Annotated in this window: 21 protein-coding genes and 2 pseudogenes; 13 read left to right on the forward strand and 10 right to left on the reverse strand. The window is 57.8% G+C overall.

The genetic code is table 11. The annotated features are described in order from the left end of the window. Positions 1–167: 167 nt before the first annotated feature. The 7 genes from ACZRMH_RS16700 to ACZRMH_RS16730 all read right to left on the reverse strand — a co-directional run bounded on the left by ACZRMH_RS16700 (position 168) and on the right by ACZRMH_RS16730 (position 10,375). A complete protein-coding gene (locus tag ACZRMH_RS16700; protein WP_464014353.1) occupies positions 168–1,646 on the reverse strand; it encodes a sensor domain-containing diguanylate cyclase in 1,479 nt (492 codons plus the stop codon). 132 nt (positions 1,647–1,778) lie between these two features. Then, positions 1,779–3,098 carry an OprD family porin gene (locus tag ACZRMH_RS16705; RefSeq protein WP_464014354.1) on the reverse strand — a complete coding sequence of 440 codons (1,320 nt, stop codon included), beginning with the start codon at positions 3,096–3,098 and terminating at the stop codon, positions 1,779–1,781. A gap of 191 nt (positions 3,099–3,289) precedes the next feature. Further along, complete coding sequence (locus ACZRMH_RS16710) at positions 3,290–3,514, reverse strand: hypothetical protein (protein ID WP_464014355.1); 225 nt, start codon at positions 3,512–3,514, stop codon at positions 3,290–3,292. A gap of 516 nt (positions 3,515–4,030) precedes the next feature. Then, positions 4,031–5,428: a heavy metal sensor histidine kinase gene (locus ACZRMH_RS16715; protein ID WP_464014356.1), complete on the reverse strand. Its 1,398-nt coding sequence runs from the start codon at positions 5,426–5,428 to the stop codon at positions 4,031–4,033. Beyond that, a complete protein-coding gene (locus ACZRMH_RS16720; RefSeq protein ID WP_464014357.1) occupies positions 5,403–6,077 on the reverse strand; it encodes a heavy metal response regulator transcription factor in 675 nt (224 codons plus the stop codon). Before ACZRMH_RS16720 ends, ACZRMH_RS16715 begins: the two co-directional genes overlap by 26 nt. A 78-nt stretch (positions 6,078–6,155) precedes the next feature. Next, a complete protein-coding gene (locus ACZRMH_RS16725; RefSeq protein WP_464014358.1) occupies positions 6,156–9,233 on the reverse strand; it encodes a multidrug efflux RND transporter permease subunit in 3,078 nt (1,025 codons plus the stop codon). Then, positions 9,230–10,375, reverse strand: a complete 1,146-nt coding sequence (locus ACZRMH_RS16730) for an efflux RND transporter periplasmic adaptor subunit (RefSeq protein WP_464014359.1) — start codon at positions 10,373–10,375, stop codon at positions 9,230–9,232. Before ACZRMH_RS16730 ends, ACZRMH_RS16725 begins: the two co-directional genes overlap by 4 nt. Before the next feature lie 371 nt (positions 10,376–10,746). On the opposite strand from ACZRMH_RS16730, the gene ACZRMH_RS16735 reads away from it, so the two are divergent. From ACZRMH_RS16735 to ACZRMH_RS16745, 3 genes and pseudogenes are all read left to right on the forward strand, one after another. Then, positions 10,747–10,980: a hypothetical protein gene (locus ACZRMH_RS16735; RefSeq protein ID WP_464014360.1), complete on the forward strand. Its 234-nt coding sequence runs from the start codon at positions 10,747–10,749 to the stop codon at positions 10,978–10,980. A 152-nt stretch (positions 10,981–11,132) separates the two neighbouring features. Then, positions 11,133–11,414, forward strand: a pseudogene (locus ACZRMH_RS16740) (PAS domain-containing protein); the annotation flags it as partial. 312 nt (positions 11,415–11,726) lie between these two features. Next, a pseudogene (locus tag ACZRMH_RS16745) lies at positions 11,727–12,719 on the forward strand (methyl-accepting chemotaxis protein); the annotation flags it as partial. Here the strand turns inward: ACZRMH_RS16745 and ACZRMH_RS16750 are convergent. The 3 genes from ACZRMH_RS16750 to norR all read right to left on the reverse strand — a co-directional run bounded on the left by ACZRMH_RS16750 (position 12,716) and on the right by norR (position 15,793). Next, positions 12,716–13,189 (reverse strand): GNAT family N-acetyltransferase, encoded by a 474-nt coding sequence (locus tag ACZRMH_RS16750; RefSeq protein ID WP_464014361.1) that lies wholly within the window; start codon positions 13,187–13,189, stop codon positions 12,716–12,718. The pseudogene ACZRMH_RS16745 and the gene ACZRMH_RS16750 sit on opposite strands and share 4 nt — an antisense overlap. Positions 13,190–13,193: 4 nt before the next feature. Further along, positions 13,194–14,093 (reverse strand): chemotaxis protein CheW, encoded by a 900-nt coding sequence (locus ACZRMH_RS16755; RefSeq protein WP_464014362.1) that lies wholly within the window; start codon positions 14,091–14,093, stop codon positions 13,194–13,196. A 155-nt stretch (positions 14,094–14,248) separates the two neighbouring features. After that, complete coding sequence (norR, locus tag ACZRMH_RS16760) at positions 14,249–15,793, reverse strand: nitric oxide reductase transcriptional regulator NorR (RefSeq protein WP_464014363.1); 1,545 nt, start codon at positions 15,791–15,793, stop codon at positions 14,249–14,251. 153 nt (positions 15,794–15,946) lie between these two features. Here norR and hmpA point away from each other — a divergent pair, with 153 nt between their 5' ends. The 10 genes from hmpA to ACZRMH_RS16810 all read left to right on the forward strand — a co-directional run bounded on the left by hmpA (position 15,947) and on the right by ACZRMH_RS16810 (position 25,740). Next, complete coding sequence (gene hmpA / locus ACZRMH_RS16765; RefSeq protein ID WP_464014364.1) at positions 15,947–17,119, forward strand: NO-inducible flavohemoprotein; 1,173 nt, start codon at positions 15,947–15,949, stop codon at positions 17,117–17,119. 254 nt (positions 17,120–17,373) lie between these two features. Beyond that, complete coding sequence (locus tag ACZRMH_RS16770; RefSeq protein WP_464014365.1) at positions 17,374–17,883, forward strand: disulfide bond formation protein B; 510 nt, start codon at positions 17,374–17,376, stop codon at positions 17,881–17,883. Positions 17,884–18,692: 809 nt separating this feature from the next. Further along, the gene (gene cyoA / locus ACZRMH_RS16775) at positions 18,693–19,631 is read left to right on the forward strand and encodes a ubiquinol oxidase subunit II (RefSeq protein ID WP_464014366.1); all 939 of its coding nucleotides are present in this window, start codon (positions 18,693–18,695) and stop codon (positions 19,629–19,631) included. Positions 19,632–19,634: 3 nt separating this feature from the next. Then, complete coding sequence (gene cyoB / locus ACZRMH_RS16780; RefSeq protein ID WP_464014367.1) at positions 19,635–21,659, forward strand: cytochrome o ubiquinol oxidase subunit I; 2,025 nt, start codon at positions 19,635–19,637, stop codon at positions 21,657–21,659. 3 nt (positions 21,660–21,662) lie between these two features. Further along, positions 21,663–22,286, forward strand: a complete 624-nt coding sequence (locus ACZRMH_RS16785; protein WP_095001515.1) for a cytochrome o ubiquinol oxidase subunit III — start codon at positions 21,663–21,665, stop codon at positions 22,284–22,286. Then, entirely contained in the window at positions 22,286–22,612 is a 327-nt protein-coding gene (gene cyoD / locus ACZRMH_RS16790) for a cytochrome o ubiquinol oxidase subunit IV (RefSeq protein WP_261741024.1), read from the forward strand. Before ACZRMH_RS16785 ends, cyoD begins: the two co-directional genes overlap by 1 nt. Before the next feature lie 11 nt (positions 22,613–22,623). Continuing rightward, positions 22,624–23,511 carry a heme o synthase gene (gene cyoE, locus ACZRMH_RS16795; protein ID WP_016779557.1) on the forward strand — a complete coding sequence of 296 codons (888 nt, stop codon included), beginning with the start codon at positions 22,624–22,626 and terminating at the stop codon, positions 23,509–23,511. Positions 23,512–23,760: 249 nt separating this feature from the next. Next, positions 23,761–24,228, forward strand: coding sequence for a hypothetical protein (locus tag ACZRMH_RS16800; RefSeq protein ID WP_464014368.1), 468 nt, complete (start codon positions 23,761–23,763; stop codon positions 24,226–24,228). A gap of 178 nt (positions 24,229–24,406) precedes the next feature. After that, positions 24,407–25,096 (forward strand): ABC transporter ATP-binding protein, encoded by a 690-nt coding sequence (locus ACZRMH_RS16805; protein ID WP_464014369.1) that lies wholly within the window; start codon positions 24,407–24,409, stop codon positions 25,094–25,096. After that, positions 25,093–25,740 carry an ABC transporter permease gene (locus ACZRMH_RS16810; RefSeq protein WP_464014370.1) on the forward strand — a complete coding sequence of 216 codons (648 nt, stop codon included), beginning with the start codon at positions 25,093–25,095 and terminating at the stop codon, positions 25,738–25,740. The genes ACZRMH_RS16805 and ACZRMH_RS16810 overlap by 4 nt, the downstream gene beginning before the upstream one ends. The last annotated feature ends 80 nt before the right edge of the window (positions 25,741–25,820 follow it).

Raw genomic sequence — 25,820 nt, forward strand, 5'->3', positions numbered from 1 at the left:
GTCTGAAGCTTGCCGGGGAGCTATGTGGGAGCGGGCTTGCTCGCGATGCGGACGCTGCGGTGTGTCAGGCAAACTTCGGGGATGCTATCGCAGGCAAGCCAGCCCACAGGTTTTGCAGCGCTCACACAATCTGAAGCAGCTTACTTTGCCCCCAGAGCATCTCGTGACTAGGGTGTGTCTTTTGGTTTTAACGCATTAAGTCCGGTTTCATTGATGTCCATCACCCGGTTGCGCCCGCGCTTTTTCGCTTGATAGAGGGCCTTGTCGGCCGTCCTGAGCAATTGCTCCGGGTCGTCGCCGGGTTTGGCATAGCGGGTACAGGCGCCCAGACTGACGGTGAGTTTTGGCGTGCCGGGGTTGGCTGGCTCCATCTGCTCAACCGCCGAGCGAATCTTTTCGGCCAGCAGGCGAGTGCCCGCGGCGTCGGTTTCGGTCAGCACCACCGCAAATTCTTCACCGCCATAGCGCGCAGCCAGATCGGCGGGGCGGCGCACATTGGCCTTGATGGTCTGTGCGACCTGGCGCAGGGCTTCATCCCCGGCCTGGTGGCCGTGGTTGTCGTTGAAGGCCTTGAAGTGGTCGATATCAATCATGATCAGTGACAGTGGTGACCCCGAGCGTTGTGCGCGGCGCCATTCCAGGTCCAGGGTCTTGTCCAGCATGCGCCGGTTGGCCAGCCCGGTCAGCGGGTCGGTGGAGGCCAGTGCAGCGAGTTCGCGTTCGGCGCGCTGGCGCAGGCGCAGTTCGCGAACCAGCAGCCAGGTCAACCACAGCAGGCCCAGGCACAGCAGCAGGGTGGCGCTGCCAATAAGGAGGGCGGTGTGCAGCCAGTTACTGAAAATATGCTCGGTGGACAAGGCCACCACCACCAGCAACGGCAGCCCGTTGACCTCGGCGAAGTTGTAGAGGCGCTGCAGGTGATAGATCCCGGACATGGCGCTAAAGCTGCCATAGCGTTCATTGATAAAGCGCTGGAAGATCGGCATGTGGGCCAGGTCCTGGCCGGTATAGAACTTGGTTGTGGTCGGGTACTGGACCAGCATGATGCCTTCGGTGCTGACCAGGCTGATATTGCCGGTAGGTCCGAGGTCCAGGCCGCGAAACAGGTTCTGAAAATAGCTCATCTTCATCAGGGCCACGGCGACGCCACCAAACTTTCCATCTGATGCCGTGATTCTGCGGCTCAGCACCAGATTCCAGTCATTGGGTGTGTCGCTGGCAGGCAGGGGCCGGCTGATAAAGATTTTTTCGCTTTGAGCCTTGAGATGAGCCTTGAACCAGGGCTGTTGGCGCGCGTTGTCCAGCAAGGGGGTCGCTGGGCTCGAGCCGACAATCAGCTTGCCTTCGGCATCCAGCACAAAAAAGCCAGCATTGGACGGCGCTTCCGTGGCTTTATCGAAGAGCAATGACTTTTGAGTCTGTGGCGACAGGGAGTCCAGAGCCTGGTTTTGCAGCAGGTTGATCAGGTTGTTCAGCGAGGAATCGTAAATCGACAGGGTGTTGCGAATATCCCGGCTGATCAACTGCACGATATTGAGCGCTGATCGCGCAGCGTCCTCTTCGGTATTGCGGTATTCCCTGACCAGCAGATAGCTGACGATGCTCAGAATCGTCAGCACCGCCAGAGCGACAGCACCGATCAGCATACGTCGCGTGATGATATGGCTACGCGGGGAAAATGGAATGGCCTTACCCTCACAGATACGAATCGTGCTTAGCCACAAGGTGTTGCTCTAATGTGATAAGGCCAGCTAAAAAGCTGGCCCTTTGGTCACGGATTAGAACACATCAATAGGATAGTCGACGATCACCCGGTACTCATCTACATCGTTATCTACGCTCTGGTACGCGGTATTACCGCGGTTGGTGGCCCAGCGCAGGGTCACCGCCAGATCTTTGGCCTTGCCTTCCTGGATCACATACTTGAGCCCCAGGTCACGTTCCCAGTGATGGGCGTTCTTGCCTTCGGGGTTGTACCAGTTGCTATAGCCGATGCTGTTGGCGTCAGCCTTGGTCAGGTCCAACTCACCCCGCGAGTACGAAGCACTGGCTGTCAGACCGGCGATGCCGAGGCCGGCAAAGTCATACTCGTATTGCAGCTTCCAGGAGCGCTCGTTGGGGCCGTTGAAGTCCGAGTACTGCTGCGAGTTGTCGAGGTAAACGCTGTCGCCCTGGTAGATATAGTCAAAGGGCGTGTTGCCGTTGACCCGCTGGTACACCGCCGTCACCTTGTGACCGTCGATCCCGAGTGCCAGGTGCAGGCTGAAGGTGTTGTTGTCGATATCGCCCAGCAATGCCTTGCCGGTGTCCTGGGTGTGATAGAAGTGCAGGCCGGGGTTGAGGGTGATGCCCTCGCTCAGTGCCCAGGTGTAGTCGAAGTCGTAGTAGTACTGGTTCCAGATGTCCTGCAACTGGGCTGCGTACAGGTTGCTGGTGATCTCGGGGATGCCGCTCCAGGAGGCACCTGCCCAGCTAATGTGCTTGCTGGTCTGGTCGCCAAGGTCACCGTAGGTGGTGGTCAGGCGACGCATGCCGCTCTGGTTGTAGGGCTTGTCAAAACTGACCTGGCCGCCTTCGAACATCCAGCCCTCGAAGCTGGTGTTGGTCAGGCTGACGCCACGGAAGGTCTGCGGCAGCATGCGGGTTTCGCCACCGGCGATGACCGGGTTGGTCAGGAACAGGTCACCGGCTTTGAGTTCGGTATCAAAGGCGCGCATTTTCAGCGCTGCACCGGCGGACGAAAAGGCCGTTGGTGCTTTGCCGTTGCCATCGCTGACTGGCAGGATGCTGCTGCCATCGGTGCCGCCACCACCATCGAGCTTGAGCCCGAGCAGCGCGTAGGCATCGAGGCCGAAGCCGACTGTGCCCTGGGTGAACCCCGACTCGAACTTGCCGACAAACCCCTGGCCCCACTCCTTGCTGTCATCGGTATGGGGACTGCGGATATCGTGGTTCATATAGTAGTTGCGGGCGTGGACCTTGAGGCTGGAACCTTCGATAAAACCGTCTTTGGACGCTTCGTCATCGGCGTGGGCGATGGTTGGGATCGTTGCAGCCAGGGCAATGAATAACGGACTGAGTTTGAGTGAGTACTTCACCAGTGAGTTGCTCCTTGAAAGTGGCGGCAGTTTTTATTTTCTTTAAAAATTCTGTTCTTGTTGTAAGGCGCTACCGAGGCGGCAGCGCTTTTTTTAAAACAAAAAAAAGCCGCTATGATAGCGGCTTTTGAAACAATCAGTCACATGTTAGCCATGCAACTGACTGGGTCGGGAAGTCTGCGAGCGTTGAATCAGCTGTCTTTGGCTTCATCGGACGGGCTGGCTTTAGCGTGCGTTTGCTGGGGCTGGGCGTCGTTTTGATGACGTGCTGTCAGCTCTGCCTGGTGTTGTTCGAAAGCCGCTGCGCGGGCCGCATTTTGTGCGATGAAGGCAGGGGATTCTTCCGCCATGGCCAGGGGCGACAACAACAAGGACGACAAAACGAAAACGCTGGCCAAACCCATACTGCTGGACATTTCTAAGACCTTCTTGCTGAGCAAGTTCTGTGTGGTGCGATCAAGATAGGGCCATCAAGCAGGGCGAAAAAGAGCGGATATGGACAAGGACCTTTGCGTTTTGAGTAACAAAGGCGGGGAGGTGCGGGGTAGACGCATTGCACGAAGATGGGCCTGGCTCAAACCTGTGGGGCTTGCCTGCGATGCCAACGCTGCGGTCTGCCAGGCAAACCGCGGTGATGCCATCGCTGGCAAGCCAGCTCCCACAAGAATTGTGTCGCACGAAAATTTGATGCTTGCAGGGATTATTGTGGGAGCGGGCTTGCCCGCGATTCAGGCGCTGCGGTGTGGCAGGCAAACCGCGGTGATGCCATCGCTGGCAAGCCAGCTCCCACAAGAATTGTGTCGCACGCAAATTTGATGCTTGCAGGGATTATTGTGGGAGCGGGCTTGCCCGCGATGCAGGCACTGCGGTGTGGCAGGCAAACCGCGGTGATGCCATCGGCAGGCAAGCCCACACAAGGGATGGGGATGTGTTCAGGTCGGTAGGTATAAACCGAAGGTGTTGCGACCATCGCCACTGCGCACAAACACCTCACCGCCATGCATCTGTGCAATCGCCTTGACGATGGCCAGCCCCAGCCCGTGGTTGGCGCCGCTGTTATGGCGGGCGGCGTCTACCCGGTAGAAACGCTCGAACAAATGCGGCAAATGCTCTGCGGTAATCGGCTGGCCCGGGTTGCTGATGCTGATCGTGACTTGCCCGGCCTGTTGCTCGATCAACACCTCGATCGCTTCACCGGCCTCGGTGTGCTGCACGGCATTGCTCAGCAGGTTGATCAATGCCCGGCGCAGGTGGGCTTTTTCAATATCGGCCAGGGCATCACCGCTGACCCGCACTTCAACCCGCGCATCCTCAAGTATAAATTCCAGATACTCCAGGGTCGTCGCTACTTCGTCCGCCAGTGAGGCGCGGCTCAGTTTGCTGGCCTTGCTGCCTTGGTCGGCGCTGGCCAGGAACAGCATGTCATTGATGATGCTGCGCAACCGCTCCAGCTCTTCGAGGTTGGATTGCAGTACCTCGAAGTAATGCTCGGCCGAACGCCCCCGCGTCAGCGCCACCTGGGTCTGGCCAATCAGGTTGGTCAGTGGTGAACGCAGTTCATGGGCCACATCGGCATTGAATGACTCTAGCCGCGTCCAGGCTTGTTCTACCCGGTCCAGGGTAGAGTTGAAGGCGCTGACCAACTGATCCAGTTCCGGAGCCAGAGGCGCAAGGTGCAGACGCCCGGACAAGCGCGGCGGCGCCAGTTTCTGCGCTTCTTCAGACAGCTTGACCAGCGGTTTTAGGCCGATTCGCGCCACCCAATAGCCGAGCAACGAAGCCAGAAGCACGCCGATGCTCGCCAGGCTGACCAGTGCAATCAGCAGTTGGTGCTGGGTCTGGCGAAAGGTTTGTGTGTCGATGGCAATCAGAAAGCGCAGCGCCGGACGTTGCTCCTTGGCCGCAATTTCGCTGATCAGCACTTTGAACGGGTAGGCCTGGCCGGGCAGGCGCAAGTCGCGCACACCTGCAGGCTCTTGGGCAAACTCGCGCACGACGGCGTCGGGGTTGCCGTACTCATAGGCGGGATCGGAACTGATCGCCCAAAACCGGATGCGCTTGTCTTCTTCGCTGAGCAGCTTGAACTTGGCGCTGATCTTGCCCCAGTGCTCGGGGTTGCCATAGCGGTTGATCGAGGACTCCAGCACACTGTAGCGGGCATCCAGTTCTGCTTCGGGCAGGCGCCCGATGCTTTTGTCGACTTGCTGGTACAGCGCCCAGCCAATCAACACAAACACCAGCAAGGCCACCAAGGCAAACATCGCGCTCAAGCGCATGGCAATGGAGTTCAGGGCAGTTGGGAGCTTAAACACTGCGTCGCTCCAGCACATAACCCATGCCGCGAATGGTGTGCAGCAACTTGTGTTCAAACGGTCCGTCGAGTTTGGCCCGCAAGCGCTTGATTGCCACTTCGACCACGTTGGCGTCGCTATCGAAATTGATATCCCAGACCATCTCGGCAATGGCGGTCTTGGACAGGATTTCACCCTGGCGCCGGGCCAGTACGCTGAGCAGGGAAAACTCCTTGGCAGTCAGGTCGAGGCGGGCACCGGCGCGGCTGGCCTTGCGGCTGATCAGATCTATCCACAGGTCATCGACGGTCACCTGCACCGGTTCGTGACCGCCACTGCGGCGGGTCAGGGCTTGCAGGCGGGCCACCAGTTCAAGGAACGAAAACGGCTTGCCCAGATAATCGTCAGCGCCTTCGCGCAACCCGCGGATGCGGTCTTCGACCCGCTCGCGGGCGGTGAGCATGATCACCGGGGTCTGCTTGCGCGCGCGCAAGGCCCGCAACACGCCAAAACCGTCGAGGCCCGGAAGCATCACATCGAGCACGATCACGGCGTAATCGCCCTCCATCGCCAGATGCAAACCTTCGATGCCGTCGCGGGCCACATCCACTGTGTAACCCTGCTCGGTCAGGCCGCGGTGCAGGTAGTCGGCGGTTTTCTCTTCATCTTCAATAATCAGAACGCGCATAACCCGCCTCAGTGATTCGTCGTCAGCAAGCTGACGGGGTTGGAACGATGGAACAGTCGCTCAAGTGCACCACATGGGCTATCGGCGCGGCCACAACGAAACATCAAGAGACCCTAGCCACAAGTATATGACTGGCGTGGTAAACAGCGTCAGTGCCTGGCTCACCAGCAACCCGCCGACCACGGCAATCCCCAGCGGCTGGCGCAGTTCGGCGCCGGTGCCGTAGCCGAGCATCAGCGGCAGGGCGCCGAGCAGGGCGGCGAGAGTGGTCATGATGATGGGCCGGAACCGCGTGATACAGGCTTCATAAATTGCATCTTCGGGGCTCAGCCCGCGATTGCGCTGGGCATCAAGGGCAAAGTCGATCATCAGGATGCCGTTTTTCTTGACGATACCGATCAGCAATACCAGGCCGATCAGGGCCATGATCGAAAAATCCTGACCGCAGATCCACAGCATCAGCAACGCGCCGAGCCCGGCCGAGGGCAGGGTGGAAATGATCGTCAGCGGATGTACAAAGCTTTCGTACAGCACCCCCAGAATGATGTACACCGCCACCAGCGCCGCGAGGATCAGCCACGGCTGGCTGGCCAGCGAACTCTGGAAGGCCTGGGCGGCACCCTGGAAGTTGCCGCTGATGGCGCTCGGCATGCCGATTTGGTTTTTCGCCTGATTGAGCATCAGCACCGCATCACCCAGAGCCACGCCGGGGGCGAGGTTGAACGACAGGTTGGCGGCCGGGAACATGCCGTCATGGCTGATTGACAGCGGCCCGCTGGTGGGCGCGTCGACTTTGGCCACAGCCGACAGCGGCACCATTTCCCCGGTCAATGGCGAGCGCAGGTAGAAGTAGTTGAGGCTCTCGGCCTTGCCGCGCTGCTGGGCGTCGACCTCCAGGATCACGTTGTACTGGTTGGTTTCGGTCTGGAACTTATTGACCTGACGCTGGCCGAAGGCGTCGTACAACGCCTCGTCGACATCGGTGGCGGTCAGGCCGAAGCGGGCAGCGGCGTTCCTGTCGATGCTGATATGGGTGATGCTGCCGCCCAGTTGCAGGTCATTGGACAGGTCGCGAAAGGCCGGGTTGGCGCGCAGTTTTTCGGTGAGGCGCTGGGTCCAGGTGGTCAGCGTCGGCCCGTCGTTGCTCTTGAGTACGTATTGATACTGGCTGCGGCTTGGCCCTGAACTGAGGTTGATGTCCTGGCCTGCGCGCAGGTACAGGACGATGCCTGGCACCCTGGCCAGTTGCGGGCGGATGCGGTCGATAAACTGGCTGGCTGATACATCGCGATCACTCCTGTCTTTGAGGGCAATCCAGAAACGGCCGTTGGCGATGGTCTGGTTGCTGCCGGTCACACCCACCGAGTGGGAAAACGCCTGCACCGCTGGGTCGTTGCCGATGATTTCGGCCAGGGCCAGGTGTTTTTGCTTCATGTCCGGGAACGAGATATCGGACGCCGCTTCACTGGTGCCGAGTACAAAACCGGTGTCCTGCACCGGGAAGAAGCCCTTGGGGATCAACACATAACCGGTGATGGTCATGGCCAGCGTCACGGCGAAAATCCCCAGCATCAGCCGCTGGTGCGCCAGGGCGCGTTTCAAGCCTTTTTCGTACCAAGCCAGCAAGCGTTCGCCAAAGCCCTGTTTGGCATCGGGCTTGTGCACCGGTGAGCGCATAAACAGCGCGGCCAGTGTGGGCGCGAGGGTTAGCGACACCACTACCGAAATCATGATGATGGAGGTCGCAGTGAGGGCGAACTCCTTGAACAACCGCCCAACCACTCCGCCCATAAACAGCAGCGGAATAAACGCCGCCACCAGCGAGACACTGATGGATACCACGGTAAAGCCGATCTCGCTGGAACCCTTGATCGCAGCGTCGCGCATGCTTTCGCCGGCTTCCAGATGACGGTGGATGTTCTCCACCACCACAATCGCATCGTCGACCACAAAACCCACGGCCACCACAATCGCCACCAGGGTCAGGTTGTTGAGGCTGAAACCCAGCACATACATCAGGGCAAAACTGGCGATCAGCGATACGCCCAATACCGCCGAGACAATCAGCGTGGCCGACCACTGGCGCAGAAACAGCGCCATCACCGCGATCACCAGCAGCACGGCAATCAGCAGGGTGATTTCCACTTCATGCAGGGAGGCGCGGATGGTCTTGGTGCGGTCGCTCAGCACCGTCACTTCAACCGAGGCCGGAAGCATCGCCTGGAGGCCGGGCAGGGCAGCCTGGATGCGCTCCACGGTGTCGACGATATTGGCCCCCGGCTGGCGCGAGATCACCAGGTTGACCCCTGGCTGATGCCCCGACCAGGCTTGCACATAGTCATTCTCGGCACCGTTGACCACCCGTGCCACATCACGCAACTGCACCGGGGCGCCGTCCTTGTAGGAGACGATCAACTGGCCGTATTCAGCCGCGTCAAACAGCTGGTCGTTGGTCGACAGGGTAGAGATGCTCGACGGGCCATAGAGCGCGCCCTTGGCCAGGTTGAGGCTGGTTTGCTGGATGGCCAGGCGAATATCGGCCAGGGTCAGGCCAATGGCGGCCAGCTTGTCGGCCGAGGCCTGTACGCGGATCGCCGGGCGCTGCTGGCCGGTGATATTGATCAGACCCACGCCGTCAATCTGACTGATCTGACGGGCCAACAGGGTTTCGACGTAATCGCTCAGTTCAGTGCCGGGCATTTGCAGGGAACTGATGCTGAGGATCAGCACCGGGCTGTCGGCCGGGTTGACCTTTTTCCAGGTGGGCAGGGTCGGCATATCCTTGGGCAGTTTGCCGGACGCGGTGTTGATCGCGGCCTGCACTTCTTGCGCCGCAGTATCGATGCTTTTGTTCAGGGTGAATTGCAGGGTCAGGGTGGTCGAACCCAATGCGCTGCTGGAGGTCATCTGGGTCATGCCGGGGATGGCGCTAAATTGCACTTCCAGGGGCGTGGCCACCGATGAGGCCATGGTGTCCGGGCTGGCGCCGGGCAGTTGCGCCGATACTTGAATGGTCGGGAACTCGGCCTCGGGCAAGGGCGCCACGGGCAAGCGCGGGAAGGCAATCAGCCCCACCAGCACCAGGGCGAAGGTCAGCAGCACCGTGGCCACCGGGTGATCGACGCACCAGGCGGACAGCGAGCGGCTGCGAGTCATGGCTGCACCTGAGCGGCGGTTGGTTCGCTCAGGAGTTCAATCCGCGAGCCGGCTTTGAGCCGCGACTGACCATCGCTGACCAGGGTATCACCGGGGTTTACGCCGCTGATGATGCTCAATTCGGTGTCTTGAAAAATCAACTGCACGGGAACGGTTTCGACCTTGTCGCCGCTGACCCGGTATACAAAGTAATTATCCAGCCCGCGCTGTACCACTTGCGGCGGCACCACCAGGGCGTTGCGATCCAGGCCGGTCTGGATCTCGACATTGACCAACTGGCCGGGCCACAGGTTTTGCGTGGGGTTGTCGAACTGGGCCTTGGCCTTGATTGTGCCGGTGGTGGCCGAAACCTGATTGTCGATCAGGCTAAGGCGGCCCTCGCCCAGTTGCGTGCCGCTGCTGTCGGTATTGCCGATAAAGGCTTTGACCCGGGCCGGGACTTTGGCGGTGAGCAAGTCGTGGAGCATGGGCAACTGCTGCTGGGGTAAGGAAAACTCCACGGCAATGGGGTCGATCTGGGTCACGGAAAACAGCCCCTGAGCGTCGCTGACCCGCAGGAAGTTACCCGCATCCACCGTGCGAATCCCCACGCGGCCGCTGACCGGGGACTGAATTTGTGTGTAGGACAATTGCACCTGCGCCGCTGCAATGGTCGCCTGATCACCCTGAACCGAAGCCTTGAGCTGATTGACCAGCGCTTGTTGCTGATCGAGGGTCTGTTTTGATACGCCGTCATCCACGCTTAATAGCTGGTAGCGCTTGAGGTTCACCAGAGCCACTTGCAGTTGCGCCTGATTCTGCCCCAATTGGGCTTTGGCCTGATCGAGGCTGGCCTTGATCGAGCGGTCATCCAGTGTCGCCAGCAGGTCGCCAGCCTTGACCGTCTGGCCTTCCTTGACCCGAATCTCAGTGAGAATGCCGTCGATTTGCGGGCGGATGATCACGCTGTGCAGCGACAATACCGCGCCAATCCCATTGATATAGCGCGGTACATCCTGTTGCAGGACTTGTACGACCCGCACCGGCACCGCTGTGCCACCTGCGGTTTTACCGGGCGCCGGGCGATTGAGCGACCAGATGCCGGTACCGATCAGGGCAATCACCAGCGTGCTCAGCAAGATTTTTTTGGTTTTATCGGGCATGCCGGATAGACGCCGTGTGCGTGGATTGGGGGTTGCTACAGAGTTATAGCGCGTGGACCCGGTCAGTACAGTGACGGCTAACTGACATTACTGACAGCTTTCGCGGCTTTTGTGGCCTACTGCTAGCACTTGTGGGAGCGGGCTTGCTCGCGATGCAGGCTGCGCGGTCTTTCAATAGAACCGCGGCGCCCCTATCGCGAGCAAGCCCGCTCCTACAGAAACCGGGCCAGTATCCAGGCTGTTGGTCACACAAGAATGGTGGGAGCCTGATGATTTTTACGACCAGTGAGTGCAACGTACCCAATGCGCACAGGTATACTGCGCGGTCTTGCGCCATCTGGCCTGATCATTCCCCGTATTTCGGAGCTTTCATGACTTCTCCTACACCAACGACCGCTCCTGATGCTGCGGGCACTGAGCCGGTTGAAAGCGAAACTGTGCAAAAGCCGGTCATCCCTGCGTTCACTTTCCCGTTCAAGCCTTCGGAATTTGCCAAGGCCAAATCCCAAGGCAATGCGTACTACCAAAAAAGCGGTCTGGGCGGTCACGATAAAACCCCTAACGCACCACCCCACGGTACCCGCAAAACCATGGGCAAACGCTAAGTTCACGCCCTAAAAGATGGCATTGTGCCATTAGTGTCTGTTTGAGCCGGATTAACTCCTGCAGTCATGCGCTAGATCAGTATTTGCTTAATAGGTGCGCTTAGAGTCGACGACCCTGCCGACTCTTCCCTAACAATTCGAGCGCGCCTGTCATGAAAATCAATCTACCGATTACCGGCCGATCCGTTGATTTTGCCCCCGACGCCAATATCCTCTCCACCACCAACCTCGACAGCACCATCACCTACGCCAACCCGGACTTTATCCAGGTCAGCGGCTACGAGCTGAGCGAGTTGCTGGGCAGCGCACACAATCTGTTACGCCACCCCGACATGCCGCCTGCGGCCTTTGCCCATATGTGGCAGACCCTCAAGGCTGGGCGCTCGTGGATGGGGATGGTGAAGAACCGTTGTAAAAATGGCGACCACTACTGGGTCAGCGCCTACGTCACGCCGGTGATGAAAAACGGCGAGACCGTCGAGTACCAATCCGTACGGACCCATCCCACCCCGGAACGGGTCGCGGTTGCCGAGGCGCACTACGCCGGTCTGCGCTCAGGGCGCAAGCCACTGCTACCGGGTTGGCTGCGCCTTGGACTGGGGGGCAAGCTGGCGTTGTTTGTGAGTACGGTTTTTGGTGCCGTTACAGCCGTGGGCACGCTGCTGCTGGCCAGCGTCGATGCACAGGCCGGGCTGTTGATCTGGCTGCTGGGCAGCCTGTTCAGTGCGGCAGCGATCGCCTGGCTGCTGCGCCCGTTGCACGCGCTGGCCCGTCGCGCCAAGGATGTGGGTGATAACCCGTTGAGTCAGCAGATTTACACCGGGCGCCGTGATGAGTTCGGTCAGATCGAGTTTGCCCTGCATATGCTGGAGGCGCAGGTCGGTGCTGTGGTGGGGCGCATCGGCGATGCTTCACAGCGCCTGGCCGGGCATGCCAGCGAGCTGGTTCAGCATCTGCAAAGCAGCCATACCAGTACCTTGAATCAACAGCTGGAAACCGATCAAGTGGCCACCGCGATCAACGAAATGGCGGCCAGCGTGGCGCAGGTGGCGACCAATGCCCAGCAGGCTTCGCAGGCGGCCGACCGGGTGCAAAGCGAAACCCGCGAAGGCCATCAGTTGGTGATGCAGAGCCGCAGCACAGTGCAGCATCTGGCTACGGAGCTGGAGCGGGCCACCGAGGTCGTGCATCACCTGGAAAGCCACAGCAGTGATATCTCATCGGTGCTGGAAGTGATCCGCAGCATTGCCGAGCAAACCAATCTGCTGGCGCTTAACGCCGCCATCGAAGCGGCCCGGGCGGGTGATCAGGGCCGTGGCTTTGCTGTGGTGGCTGATGAAGTGCGTGGTCTGGCCCAGCGTACCCAGCAATCTACTTGTGAGATTCAGACCATGATCAGCGCCCTGCAAGAAGGCGCGCGGGCGGCGGTGCAGGTGATCCAGCAAAGCAGCGAGTATGCGCAGAACAGTGTCGATCAGACCCAACTGGCCAGTTGCGCGCTGGATGGTATCAGCGCACAAGTGCAGAAGATCACCGAGATGAGTGTGCAGATCGCTTCGGCTGTCGAAGAGCAAAGCGTGGTCAGCGAAGATATCAACCGCAATATCGCCGGGATTCGCAGTGCCTGTGAGGTCACTGTGGATGCCGGTCAGCAAAGCCATCGTCATTCGGGGGATGTCGCCGAGCTGGCTGCAGATTTGCGCTCGCTGGCGCAGGAGTTCTGGCAGACCCGGCGTTAAAGCGCCTCGCGTTGAATCAGGACCATGCCGTGCTTTTGATACAGGCGCCGTGCGGTGTGGTTGTGTTCCATGACCTTAAGGTCGACGCAGGCCTCGCGGCGCTGGTGAAACACCGCGAATACATGATGGAGCAGTGCGCTGCCCAATCCCTGGCCCTGATGATGAGGGTGGACCACCAGATCCTTTAGATAGGCGCTGGTCCAGGCCTGGGCAACAGCCACTGCCTGACCCTCAAACAGGAGCACAAAACACAGGTCGGGGTCGTACTCGGCGTCATGCAGCAGGTTGTGTTGCCAGTCCTGCAGGGTTTCGATGCTGCCGGTGCCATCTGCATAGCCCAGGCTGAGCAGGGCGTGCACCGGTTGCAGCAGCTCTTCGCCAAGCGCAGCGAGGGTAAAACCTTGCGGCCATTGCACAGGCGGCACTGGATCGCGCAGGCCTTTACGCAGCAACAGGCAGTACTCGCTCATCCGCTCAGTAACCCTGCTCGGCAACCGTACGTGCGGCGAGGATCAGGCACTGGGTCAGCTCCGGCGAAGAGAACTTGGTCAGCACTGCATTGGCCCCGGCCAACCGTGCTTTTTCGCTGTTCATCGCGCTGTTCAACGAGGTGTGCAGCAGCACATACAAATGGGCAAAGTCCGGGGTGTCGCGCACGGTACGGGTAAAGGCGTAGCCGTCCATTTCGGACATTTCGATATCCGATACCAGCACGTTGATCTGGTCCGGGGTGCCTTGCAGCTCCAGCAGGCGGTCAATGGCTTCCTTGGCACTGCGCGCTGTATGGCAATGCAGGCCCAGATTGCGCAGGGTAATCACCGATTGCTGCAGTGCCACCTGACTGTCATCGACTACCAGGATGCGTGCGTTGGCCAGTAACTTGGATTCTTCTTTGCTCAGGTTTTCGCCTGTGCCTTCAACCTTGGCCGGGGTGATGCCGTGAATCACTTTTTCGATATCCAGCACCTGTACCAGTACGCCGTCGACCTGGGTGACGCCGGTGATATACGAACGTTTGCCGGAGCCATAGGGCGGCGGGCGAATATCGGTGCTCAGGCAATGCACGATCTTGCTCACTGCCTGCACATGCAGGCCCTGCTTGGAGCGGCTGACATCGGTGACGATCAGGCAGCCGCCGTCGGGGTCGAGCAGCGGTTGCTCACCGATGGCGCGGCTCAGATCGATCACTGACAACGCAGCACCGCGCAACACGGCAATGCCTTTTACGTTGGGATGCGACTCGGGCATTTTGGTCAGCGGCGGGCAGGGAATGATCTCACTGACCTTGAGCAGGTTGATCGCCAACAACTTGCCGCTGCGCAGAGTGAAGAGCAGAAGCGAAAGTGAATCTGCGCGGGCATTGTTCGATGACATAAAAACCTTCAGAAGGAGGGAGCGATACGGGGTTATCGGCGTGAATGGAGCGGGCTTTAATCGGTGGGAGCGGGCTTGCTCGCGATATAGGCGACGCTGTCTGTCAAACCACGTTGATGCCATCGCGAGCAAGCCCGCTCCCACAGTTGTCAGGGTCATTTGAGACCCAAGCGTTTGGCCATCCGCCCCAGATTCGCGCGGTCCAGCCCCAGCTCTCGTGCCGCGCTGGCCCAGTTGTGCTGATGACGTTCAAGGCAGGTGCTGATCAACTGGCGCTGGTAGTTTTCAGTGGCCAGGCGCAAGTCGCCCACTGCCTCCGGTATTGCCTGTGGCTCAATCACCGTAGTGCTTGTACGGGTGCCCGGCAAATCCAGATCCGCCGCGGTCAGGGTCAGGATACGCGGGCGTGTACTGCAATTGCCCAGGGCCTTGAGCGCGCTGCGGCCAATCAAATGTTCCAGCTCGCGTACATTGCCCGGCCAGGAGTACTGCACCAGCGCAGCTTGCGCATCGGGGCTCAGGCGCAAACTGCCCAGGCCCATGCGCGAACGGTTTTGCTCCAGGAAAAAACCGCTCAACAACAGTACGTCGCGCCCGCGCTCACGCAAGGCCGGCACCCGCAGCGGGTAAACGCTCAGGCGATGATAAAAATCGGCGCGGTAACGTCCGTTGCGCACTTCTTCGGCCAGGTCGCGGTTGGTGGCCGCGATCAAACGCACGTCGACCCGGTGCTCCTGATCCGAACCCAAACGCTGCAACTGCCCGCTTTGCAGGACTCGCAGCAGCTTGGCCTGCACGGTCAGCGACAGTTCCCCCACCTCGTCCAGAAACAGGGTGCCGCCGTTGGCCAGTTCAAACTTGCCGCGCCGGTCGCTGGTGGCGCCGGTAAAGGCACCGCGCACATGGCCGAATAACTCGCTCTCTACTAACGTGTCGGGCAGTGCTGCGCAGTTAAGGCTGATCAGCGGTTTGTCCGCCCGTGGCGAGGCAGCGTGAATGGCCTGGGCCACCAGCTCCTTGCCGACCCCGGTTTCGCCGGTGATCAGGACCGTCAGGTCGCTGCCGCCCACGAGGGCGATCTCTTCCAGCAGGCGTTTGTGCACCTTGCTCTGGCCGATCAGCTCTTTATTGGGGGAGCCATTGGCCTGTCGATAGAGCTCGGCCTTGCGTTGCTCATCCTCGACCCGCAACGCCAGGCGTTCGATGCGCTGGGCCACGTTGACCGTAGCGGCAGCCAGGCTGGCAAAAGCCTGCAGGTCATCCAGCTCGATCGGCTCGAAGCGTTTGCAGTCCAGGGCATCCAGGGTCAGCAGGCCCCAGGGCCGCTCCTCGACAAATAGCGGGCAACCCATGCAGTCGTGAACTTCCAGGTGTTCGGCCAACCCGTCGACCAGCCCGTCATAGGGGTCGGGCAGTTCGCAGTTGCTGGGGAAACGCGTCGGCCCGGGGCTGCTGAGCAGCGCTTGAAAACGTGGGTGCTCGCTGACTTTAAAGCGCCGCCCCAGGGTATCCAGGCTCAAGCCATCGACCGCCAGCGGCACCAGCCATTCACCGTCCAGCCGCAGCAAAGCCGCGGCATCGCAGGGGAGCAGGGCACGCATGGCTTGCAGCAGGCGCCGATAGCGCTCGCTCTCGGGCAGGTCGCGGGACAGGTCGGCCACCAGCGGCAGCAGGGTAGTGAGCAGGTTTTTTGCAGTCATTTTGACCTCGTGTAGTCACGAAGACTATAAAACAGCTTGAGTCAAAAAGACTATATCGTTTTCAAGTTGCTGATTTTAAAGGGTTTAAAAGTTGGCACGATTACTGATAAGTGAAAGGTAATTGTTAAAGCCTACGTGCCAGGAGTCACCTTTATGCTTACTGCTCAGGATCGCGCCATCGTTAAATCCACCGTGCCACTGCTGGAAAGTGGCGGTGAAGGGCTGGTTACGCATTTCTATCGCATGATGCTGTCGGAATACCCGCAAGTGCGCTCGTTGTTCAATCAGGCCAACCAGGCCAGCGGCGATCAGCCGCGAGCACTGGCTACCGGTGTGCTGATGTATGCGCGGCATATCGATCAGCTCGACCAGTTGGGCGATCTGGTGGCAAGGATCATCAACAAGCATGTTGCGCTGCAAATCCTTCCCGAGCACTACCCGATTGTCGGTAGCTGCCTGCTGCGCGCCATCGAGGAAGTGCTGGGCAGCGATATTGCCACCCCGCAGGTGCTGAGTGCCTGGGGTGCAGCCTATAACCAACTGGCCGATATTCTGATTGGCGCCGAAGCCGCCATCTACGACGAAAAAGCCGCTGCACCCGGCGGCTGGCGTGGCGGGCGCGAGTTCAAACTGGCGGCCAAAATCCAGGAAAGCGCTGAAATCACTTCGTTCTACTTCCGCCCGGTAGATCAGCAACCGATTCTGGATTTTGCTCCGGGGCAGTACATCGGCCTGAAAATGCTGATCGATGGTGAAGAAGTGCGCCGTAACTACTCCCTGTCGGCGCTGGCCCAGGTTGGGCGTTACCGCATCAGCGTCAAGCGTGAGAGCGGCGGCGTGGTGTCGAACTTCCTGCATGACCGCCTGAACGTGGGCGACACTCTGGAACTGTTCCCGCCTGCTGGCGAATTCACCCTGACCGACAGCGACAAGCCGCTGGTATTGATCAGTGGTGGCGTGGGTATCACCCCGACCCTGACCATGCTCGAAGCTGCTCTGGCGACACAGCGCCCGATTCACTTTATCCACTGTGCGCGTAATGCCGATGTGCATGCATTCCGCACCTGGGTGGATGAATTAGCAGACCAGCACCCGCAACTGCAGCGCTTTTACTGCTATGCAGAGCAGGACGACTCTGTAGATCATGTAGGACTATTAACAGAAGAAGTACTGGCACAGTGGTTGCCACAGGAGCGTGACCTGGATGCTTACTTCCTCGGGCCCAAGGGCTTTATGGGCGCGGTTAAACGCCACCTCAAAGCTTTGGGCGTACCGGAGCAGCAAAGCCGCTACGAGTTCTTCGGCCCGGCAGCCGAGCTGAAATAAACCCTGTGGGAGCGGGCTTGCTCGCGATGCATGCGGCGTGGTCTATCAGTGGAACCGCGTCGACGCCATCGCGAGCAAGCCCGCTCCCGCAATGATCCTGCTTGCATCAGGGTTTGTATAAAACACTGAGTTGCACCGCTTAATCCCCCATTAATCCCCCTGCGACACTTTCCCTGTAACGTTCAGATACATCCATGCCAGGGGTCTGGGTGTAAACTGTGCGTATTACACACAATCAGGCTAAGGGACGCGGGATGACCAATGACATGTTGCAACTGGGGCGGGAGAAGCGCTTTCTGGTCCTGCTCGGGCTGATCTGCCTGGCGCTGATTGGCGGTGCGCTGTATATGCAGATCGTGCTCGGCGAGGCGCCATGCCCGCTGTGCATCCTGCAGCGTTATGCCCTGCTGCTGATCGCGATCTTTGCCTTTATTGGCGCGGCCATGCCAACCCGGCGCAGCCTCACGGTCTGTGAAGTGCTGGTGGTGTTGAGCGCTATCGGCGGCATCATCGCTGCCGGGCGTCACGTCTATATCCTCGCCAACCCGGCAGTGAGCTGCGGTCTGGACGCATTGCAGCCGATTGTCGATGGCCTGCCGCTGGCAGCGATCTTCCCTTTGGGGTTTCAGGTCGACGGTTTTTGCTCAACGCCGTATCCGCCGGTGCTCGGCCTGTCGTTGGCGCAGTGGGCGCTGGTGGCCTTTGTGCTGACTGCCGTGCTGGTACCGCTGGGCATTTACCGCAACCGGAAAAAAACCAGCTGAGCAAAGCCTAAATTCTGTTTCGGCTGCCTCGTTCTTCCTCTGGATGCGCGGGGCATTTTTTTGCCCCCGCGCAAATGTAAAGAGGGTGTGAGCCGGACGTTGAAAATGGGTGCGCGACACTGCGACATATTGTCACGGAGAGTTTGTCGCAGGCCCTGCCTTCGTCTGACAGGCGGTTATTCAAACGTATGACTTTGTGTAACGTGCCAGAGGTGTTTTGACGCTTGAAGCAGGGTTGAAAAGTGCCAGGAGTGACTCCATGCAAATCGGCTCAAGCCCTTTTTATTTGGGCGTTTTAGCGGGGTAGAGGGGGAGTGTCGATGCGCTAAAAAGGGGCGTTTGAAACGAGGGCCAATGGCGTGCCACAGCCCTGGTTTCGAGGTGTGTTTCAACGCGGGGCGTAATAATAGGAGGGGATTGTTACCGGGGCCGAGAAGAATTATTTCCGAATGAGACGTGGTTTATAGAGAGCTACCTAACTACAATCGCCCGCACTGAACGTCCAGCCTGCTCATCCCTGAGCCCAAGCGGGAAGTTGAAGGTCGACTGGGTTGTTCAATACAGGCGTCCCATGCGACTCCCAGGTACTGGCAACCCTTCTAAGTTCCGCACCAAATGGAATTGGTCTGTGACAAGGCCATTGACCACGTATCGAATAAGAAATCACTGCTAACCCGGAATTTGCCCGTTCGCCTGATGGTGATAGAGCAGGCTTTCATTCAATTCCGGAAAAGAGCCAACCCTTGGCAGGGCGAAGTGTTGGCGAAAAAAACCAACTGCATTGTGCAAGCTGTTTTAGAGGTCGTGAGATGACTAAAAAAAGGTACCCCAGACTCCTTGGCTTATTGCCACTTTTCGGCACGTTGCTGCTGGGAGGTTGCAATATGACATTGCTCGATCCGGTGGGGCAGGTCGGGATCGAAGAGCGGAATCTGATCATCACTGCAACACTGCTGATGCTTCTGGTCGTGGTGCCGGTCATCATTATGACCCTGGTATTTGCGTGGAAATATCGCGCGTCGAACACCAGCGCTACCTACACACCGAAGTGGTCGCACTCCACCAAGATCGAAGTTGTGATCTGGACTGTGCCGATTCTGATCATCATCGCCCTGGGCGTGATCACCTACAAGTCGACCCACGCACTGGACCCGTATCGTCCGCTGGAGTCTGACGTCAAGCCGATTACCATCGAAGTGGTGGCAATGGACTGGAAGTGGATGTTCATCTACCCGGAACAGGGTATCGCCACTGTTAACAAGATCGTGTTCCCGGCCAACACTCCGGTCAATTTCCGTATCACCTCTGACACGGTCATGAACTCGTTCTTCATTCCAGGCCTGGGCGGTCAGATCTACGCCATGGCCGGTATGACGACCAAGCTGCACCTGATTGCCAACCGCAACGCTGAAATGGAAGGCATCTCTGCCAACTACAGCGGCGCCGGCTTCACTGGCATGAAATTCAAAGCGATCGCGACTTCTCAGGCTGACTTTGATGCCTGGGTAAGTGAAGTCAAAGCGTCACCTAAACAGCTTGATGAAGCTGCTTATGCCGCCTTGTCCGTCTCCAGTCAGAACAATCCCGTTGAGCTGTTCTCCACGTACACACCGAACCTGTTTCAGAAAATCGTCGACAAGTACGAAGGTATGACACCAGGCAAACCGGTGAAGCACGAGAAGAAAGAAGTGGCCGGGAACGACGTGGCGGACACGAGTGAGCATTCAGCTGCCGGGGCAGAGGAGTAAACGATGTTTGGTAAATTAAGTTGGGAAGCGGTCCCGTTCCACGAGCCGATCGTGATGGTGACCATCGCCATGATCGCGCTGGGTGGTCTGGCACTGTTTGCAGCAATCACCTACTTCAAGAAGTGGACCTACCTGTGGACCGAATGGCTAACGTCAGTCGACCACAAGAAAATCGGCGTGATGTACATCATCGTCGCCATGATCATGCTGCTGCGCGGCTTTGCCGACGCCGTGATGATGCGTACCCAGCTGGCCATGGCCACCGAGGGTTCGCCTGGCTACCTGCCACCTGAACACTATGACCAGATCTTCACCGCTCACGGTGTGATCATGATCATCTTCATGGCGATGCCATTCTTCACCGGCCTGATGAACCTTGCAGTGCCGCTGCAGATCGGCGCCCGTGACGTGGCCTATCCGTTCCTCAACTCCCTGAGCTTCTGGCTGCTGGTGTCAGGCGTTGTGCTGGTCAACCTGTCGCTGGGCGTCGGCGAGTTCGCCAAGACCGGCTGGGTTGCTTATCCGCCGCTGTCGGGCTTGCAGTACAGCCCTGGCGTGGGGATGGACTACTACATCTGGGCGCTACAGTTATCGGGGCTAGGTACGACGTTAACCGGGGTCAACTTCCTGGCGACTGTTCTGAAGATGCGTGCCCCTGGCATGAAAATCATGGACATGCCGATCTTCACCTGGACCTGCACCTGGGCAAACGTCCTGATCGTGGCTTCGTTCCCGATCCTGACCGCTACCCTGGCTCTGCTGACACTTGACCGTTACATGGATTTCCACATTTTCACCAATGAACTTGGTGGCAATCCAATGATGTACGTCAACCTGTTCTGGGCGTGGGGTCACCCTGAGGTCTACATCCTCATTCTGCCGGCGTTCGGTATCTTCTCCGAAGTGATCTCCACGTTCACCGGCAAGCGTCTGTTCGGTCACCACTCGATGGTCTACGCCTCCGGCGCGATCTCGGTGCTGGGCTTCATGGTTTGGCTGCACCACTTCTTCACCATGGGTTCGGGTGCCAGTGTCAACGCCTTCTTCGGTCTGGCGACGATGCTGATTTCCATCCCGACGGGGGTGAAGCTATTCAACTGGCTGTTCACCATCTACCAGGGCCGTCTGCGCTTCACCAGCCAGGTTCTGTGGACCCTGGGCTTTATGGTGACTTTCGCCATCGGCGGCATGACTGGCGTACTGCTGGCCATCCCGGGTGCTGACTTCGTACTGCACAACAGCCTGTTCGTAATTGCTCACTTCCATAACGTGATCATCGGCGGCGCAGTATTCGGTTACATCGCTGGTTTCAGCTTCTACTTCCCTAAAGCGTTCGGCTTCAAGTTGAACGAGAAGTGGGGCAAGGCAGCGTTCTGGTTCTGGTGCGTCGGCTTCTTCGTGGCCTTCATGCCGCTCTATGCACTGGGCTTCATGGGCATGACCCGTCGTCTGAACGCCAGCACCAACCCTGAGTGGGTGCCTTACCTGTACGTTGCTCTGTTCGGCGCGGCACTGATCGCTATCGGTATCGCCTGCCAGCTGATCCAGCTGTACGTCAGTATTCGTGACCGCAAGCTGCCAGAAAACGCCTGCGAGCATGGCGATCCGTGGAATGGTCACACCCTGGAATGGTCGACTTCGTCGCCACCTCCGTTCTACAACTTCGCTGTAGTGCCAAAAGTCGACACCATCGACGCGTTCACCGAAGCCAAGGAAAACGGTACTGCGTACAAGGCTCCGGCCAAGTACTCGCCGATCCACATGCCTAACAACACCGCTACCGGTGTGTACATGGGTGCTTTGCTGACCGTGTTCGGTTTCGCCATGATCTGGCACATCTGGTGGCTGGCCATCGTTGGTCTGGTTGGCACTGTCGTGGTCTTCGTTGCCCACGCTGCACGTGACGATCAAGGCTACATGGTGCCGGTAGAGACCATCGAGCGCATCGAGGCCGAGCAGCACAAGCGTCTGGTAGCCGCCAAAGCAATCCCGGCTACTCGTGTTGAAACCAAGTTGGAACAGGCTTAAACCATGTCGAACTTAGCGACCACTGCTGGACACGCTCATGGTCACGACCATGAGCACGAGGAACACCACGACGCGGGCGAGACAACCATTTTTGGTTTCTGGCTCTACCTGATGACCGACTGCATCTTGTTTGCGTCGATCTTCGCGGTATACGCGGTATTGGTGAACAACGTTGCAGGTGGCCCGTCGGGCCACGACATCTTCGAACTGCCGTACGTACTGGGTGAAACTGCCCTGCTGCTGTTCAGCTCGATCACCTACGGCTTCGCCATGCTGGCGTTGTTCAAGGGCAAGAAGCAGCAGGTGCTGTTCTGGCTGGCCATGACGTTCCTGCTCGGTGCAGGCTTCATCGCCATGGAAATCAACGAGTTCCACCTGTTGATCTCCGAGGGCTATGGCCCTAGCCGTTCGGGCTTCCTGTCTGGCTTCTTCACCCTGGTCGGTACCCACGGTCTGCACGTGACCAGCGGTCTGATCTGGATGGCGATCATGATGTATCAGGTGCAGAAAAACGGCCTGACCTCGACCAACAAGACGCGCCTGAGCTGCCTGAGCCTGTTCTGGCACTTCCTGGACGTGGTGTGGATCTGCGTATTCACCGTTGTTTACCTGATGGGGACTTTGTAATGGCTAACGCACATTCCGACGGCGCCAACCACGGCAGCGTGAAGTCCTACGCGATCGGCTTCATCCTGTCGGTGATCCTGACCGTTATTCCGTTCGGGCTGGTGATGTACCCATCGCTGCCCAAATTCACCACCCTGGCGATCGTATTGTTGTTCGCCGTGGTGCAAGTGGTTGTTCACCTGGTGTACTTCCTGCACCTGGACCGTTCACCTGCACAACGCAACAACGTAACCGCGCTGATATTCGCAGCCCTGGTTATTGTGCTGCTGGTGGGCTTGTCCCTGTGGATCATGTTCAGCATCCACACTGAAATGATGGCGAAGTGAGGTAAGACCCGATGTCCTTTAAGCACTTTATCCAAATCACCAAACCGGGGATCATTTTCGGTAACGTGCTTTCTGTGGCAGGTGGGTTTTTCCTGGCCTCGAAGGGGCATTTCGATCTTGCCCTGTTCCTGGCCGCGGTAATCGGCACCTCCCTGGTAGTCGCGTCCGGTTGCGTGTTCAACAACTGCATCGACCGCGACATCGATATCAAGATGGACCGCACCAAGAACCGCGTACTGGTTCAAGGCCTGATCTCCCTCAAGGTGGCACTGGTTTACGCCACCTTGCTGGGGGGCGCCGGCCTTTACCTGCTGTATCGCGTGGCCAACCCGCTGGCGGCTCTGTTCGCGGCGATCGGCTTTGTGATCTACGTCGGTCTGTACAGCCTGTACTTCAAGCGCAAGTCGGTTCACGGCACGCTGATTGGCAGTCTGTCGGGTGCAATGCCACCGGTTATTGGCTATGTAGCTGTGAGCAACAGCTTCGACATGGCCGCACTGACCCTGCTGGTGATGTTCAGCCTGTGGCAGATGCCGCACTCCTACGCGATCGCGATCTTCCGCTTCAACGATTACCTGGCCGCATCGATTCCGGTGTTGCCAGTGAAGCGCGGGATCAAGGTTGCCAAGAAGCACATCCTGCTCTACATCCTCGCGTTCTTGATCGCGACCCTGATGCTCACCCTCGGCGGTTACGCCGGCATGAGCTACATGGCCGTGGCCGCTGCGATGGGCATGTACTGGCTGTATATGGCGTGGACAGGCTATAAAGCTGTCGACGACAAGGTCTGGGCACGCAAGCTGTTCGTGTTCTCGATCTTCACCATCACCGCCCTGAGCGTCATGATGTCTCTGGATTTCAAAGCCCCTGCCGAGTTGCTGCTGACTTACGCACACTAAGAAAACCAGACTGAAAAACCCCGCCTTCGAAAGAAGCGCGGGGTTTTTTTATGGTTGCGATACGGGTTTGTGTTCTGGGTTTGGGGAGGCTGCATGCTTTTTTAAGACCTGAGAACAGAGTTATGTAATGTAGTATTTGCCCTACAAGTTATAAAAAAATCCCCTACATTAGTAATTGTTCGCTGATGCTCAAATGATCAGTCCAAGTCTCATATTGGCCTTGGGTTGAACAAGCGTCTGGAGAGCATAGTGTCTAAATTGTCTTTTAAAAAAATCGCGCTAGTCGCATCGTTGTTGTGTCTGCCAGCTACAGCCAGTTTCGCATCGGTCCTTAATGTCGGGGTTGGTCAGGAAAAAAACTTCTCGGTGAGCTGTAAGTCCGGGAATTTTGTTGGTGTCGTTGAAGGGGTTGTAGGTCGTCATTACTACACCGGTAAATATGTTCACACCAAGCGTTATAAGATTACCCGTCTCAATGGTCAGAGTGGTGGTAACAAGGCCAACATCAATTTGACTTCTGGCCAGGCGCCGGCAGCAACTCGCTCGAATACCGTAAACTCGCCTGATAGTATGATTCAGGACGGCAAATGGCATGATCTGAGGTTGACGCGTTCCAATATGGGTGTCGGAAACTCAAGGGCTGAAGTGTATTATCAATTTATTTTTGATAAGTCAGGTACTGACCCTAAGTGCTGGAGTTCATCTGTTTATTTCTAAACAGGTTGGCTTCTATGCCTGTTATCGGAGGGCGGGGCAGGGCGCTCTTTCTTGATGGTTAACGCCAACAAGAAAGAGGTTGCTTTTGGCATGTCTTTCCAGGGTTCAGGTGTAATGGGTACACATTGCCCTTGGGACCTTAATGCATTTCTTGTTTTGAAAAAGGTAAGTGTTTGCCATGCACGACTTGAAATGTATTTCAATGAAACGTCTCGGCAAAAGTTATTGGCATGACGGGAAGTTGATCCCGGTTGTCAAACAGATAGATTTTCAGGTCGAAATGGGTAAAACCTGCGCCATTGTTGGCTCGTCCGGTTCCGGTAAAAGCACCCTGTTAAATATTATCGGCCTGTTGGACTTTGCCGATGAGGGCGAATATCTGTTTATGGGGCGCCCGGTTGCAAAGCTTCAAAGTGATGAATTAGCCGCCATCAGAAGGATGGAGGTGGGGTTCATTTTTCAGAATTTCAATCTGATCCCTCGTTTGAGTGTTATCGAAAATGTGGCCTTGCCACTTCGTTATCGTGGGATCGATCGTGTGCGCTCCATCGAATTGGCTATGTCCATGCTGCAGCGTGTGGATATGGCCCAGCGTGCCAATTACAAACCTGCGGACCTGTCCGGCGGGCAAAAACAACGAGTGGCTATCGCCCGGGCACTGGTGGGCCAGCCGTCCTTGATCCTGGCCGATGAGCCGACCGGGAGCCTGGACAGTCAAACAGCCCGCGAAGTCATGGAGTTGTTGCTGTCAATACAACAGGAACAACACGTGACCTTGTTGATCGTGACCCACGACCAGCATGTTGCCCAGCAATTGCATCGGCAAGTGACAGTACAAAGTGGGCGTGTTGAGGAACTTGGCGCATGAGTTCCATTGCCCGTCGTCTATCACCTGGCCTGACTCAGGTGGTGGAAGATGCCATTGATAGTTTTCGGACCTTGGGCAAACGCTCCATGTTGGCGTTGTTAGGTATCGTCATGGGCAGTGGCTCAATAGTGGCGGTTACTAATATTGGCCATAACGCAGGTCAGGAGGTTGCAAAAATATTTCAGGATATGGGGGTCGATACCCTGGTTGCCAATTTTAGCAATGATCAAGGGCTTGAAGAATCTCGTCTTTCCATAGATGTTGAAAAAATCAGGGGGCTGGATTTTTCAGAATTGATGCTGACTCCCGTTGCGCAAACTTCGCGCATTGTAAGTTTTAATGATCAAAGCTTTGATGCAAAAGTCGTGGGAGCCCAGCCTGCCTTGTCAGAAGTGATCAAGCTGGCCGTAGACAAAGGACGTTTTATTCATTTTTTCGATCATGAAGATAACGTTGTGGTACTGGGTCATAAGGTGGCGGCATCTCTGAGCAACGGCGCTGCTACGGTTCAAGTGGGTGACTGGATAAAGATTGGTAACTATTTATTCAGGGTTGTTGGTGTATTGCAACCCGTCAAGGAATCAATGGTCAACCCCGTCTTCGCCAATGATTCAGTTTTTATGCCGGGCGGCCGCGAAAACTGAGTGCAACACCTGACCTTTCCGGTACGGTGCTGCCCCTATGTCCTATTCCGAACTCAGCGTTGAAGAGCGCGCGATCATTC

The sequence above is a fragment of the Pseudomonas sp. B414 genome, assembly GCF_055408445.1.

Excerpts from the sequence above, each read along its gene's own strand:
- cyoB (WP_464014367.1), top strand. The coding sequence starts at position 19,635 with ATGTTTGGTAAATTAAGTTGGGAAGCGGTCCCGTTCCACGAGCCGATC.
- ACZRMH_RS16770 (WP_464014365.1), top strand. The coding sequence starts at position 17,374 with ATGACCAATGACATGTTGCAACTGGGGCGGGAGAAGCGCTTTCTGGTC.
- cyoE (WP_016779557.1), top strand. The coding sequence starts at position 22,624 with ATGTCCTTTAAGCACTTTATCCAAATCACCAAACCGGGGATCATTTTC.
- ACZRMH_RS16700 (WP_464014353.1), bottom strand. The coding sequence starts at position 1,646 with ATGCTGATCGGTGCTGTCGCTCTGGCGGTGCTGACGATTCTGAGCATC.
- ACZRMH_RS16810 (WP_464014370.1), top strand. The coding sequence starts at position 25,093 with ATGAGTTCCATTGCCCGTCGTCTATCACCTGGCCTGACTCAGGTGGTG.
- cyoA (WP_464014366.1), top strand. The coding sequence starts at position 18,693 with ATGACTAAAAAAAGGTACCCCAGACTCCTTGGCTTATTGCCACTTTTC.
- ACZRMH_RS16805 (WP_464014369.1), top strand. The coding sequence starts at position 24,407 with ATGCACGACTTGAAATGTATTTCAATGAAACGTCTCGGCAAAAGTTAT.
- ACZRMH_RS16710 (WP_464014355.1), bottom strand. The coding sequence starts at position 3,514 with ATGTCCAGCAGTATGGGTTTGGCCAGCGTTTTCGTTTTGTCGTCCTTG.
- hmpA (WP_464014364.1), top strand. The coding sequence starts at position 15,947 with ATGCTTACTGCTCAGGATCGCGCCATCGTTAAATCCACCGTGCCACTG.
- ACZRMH_RS16720 (WP_464014357.1), bottom strand. The coding sequence starts at position 6,077 with ATGCGCGTTCTGATTATTGAAGATGAAGAGAAAACCGCCGACTACCTG.
- ACZRMH_RS16750 (WP_464014361.1), bottom strand. The coding sequence starts at position 13,189 with ATGAGCGAGTACTGCCTGTTGCTGCGTAAAGGCCTGCGCGATCCAGTG.
- ACZRMH_RS16725 (WP_464014358.1), bottom strand. The coding sequence starts at position 9,233 with ATGACTCGCAGCCGCTCGCTGTCCGCCTGGTGCGTCGATCACCCGGTG.
- ACZRMH_RS16755 (WP_464014362.1), bottom strand. The coding sequence starts at position 14,093 with ATGTCATCGAACAATGCCCGCGCAGATTCACTTTCGCTTCTGCTCTTC.
- ACZRMH_RS16730 (WP_464014359.1), bottom strand. The coding sequence starts at position 10,375 with ATGCCCGATAAAACCAAAAAAATCTTGCTGAGCACGCTGGTGATTGCC.
- ACZRMH_RS16715 (WP_464014356.1), bottom strand. The coding sequence starts at position 5,428 with ATGTGCTGGAGCGACGCAGTGTTTAAGCTCCCAACTGCCCTGAACTCC.
- cyoD (WP_261741024.1), top strand. The coding sequence starts at position 22,286 with ATGGCTAACGCACATTCCGACGGCGCCAACCACGGCAGCGTGAAGTCC.
- ACZRMH_RS16785 (WP_095001515.1), top strand. The coding sequence starts at position 21,663 with ATGTCGAACTTAGCGACCACTGCTGGACACGCTCATGGTCACGACCAT.
- norR (WP_464014363.1), bottom strand. The coding sequence starts at position 15,793 with ATGACTGCAAAAAACCTGCTCACTACCCTGCTGCCGCTGGTGGCCGAC.
- ACZRMH_RS16735 (WP_464014360.1), top strand. The coding sequence starts at position 10,747 with ATGACTTCTCCTACACCAACGACCGCTCCTGATGCTGCGGGCACTGAG.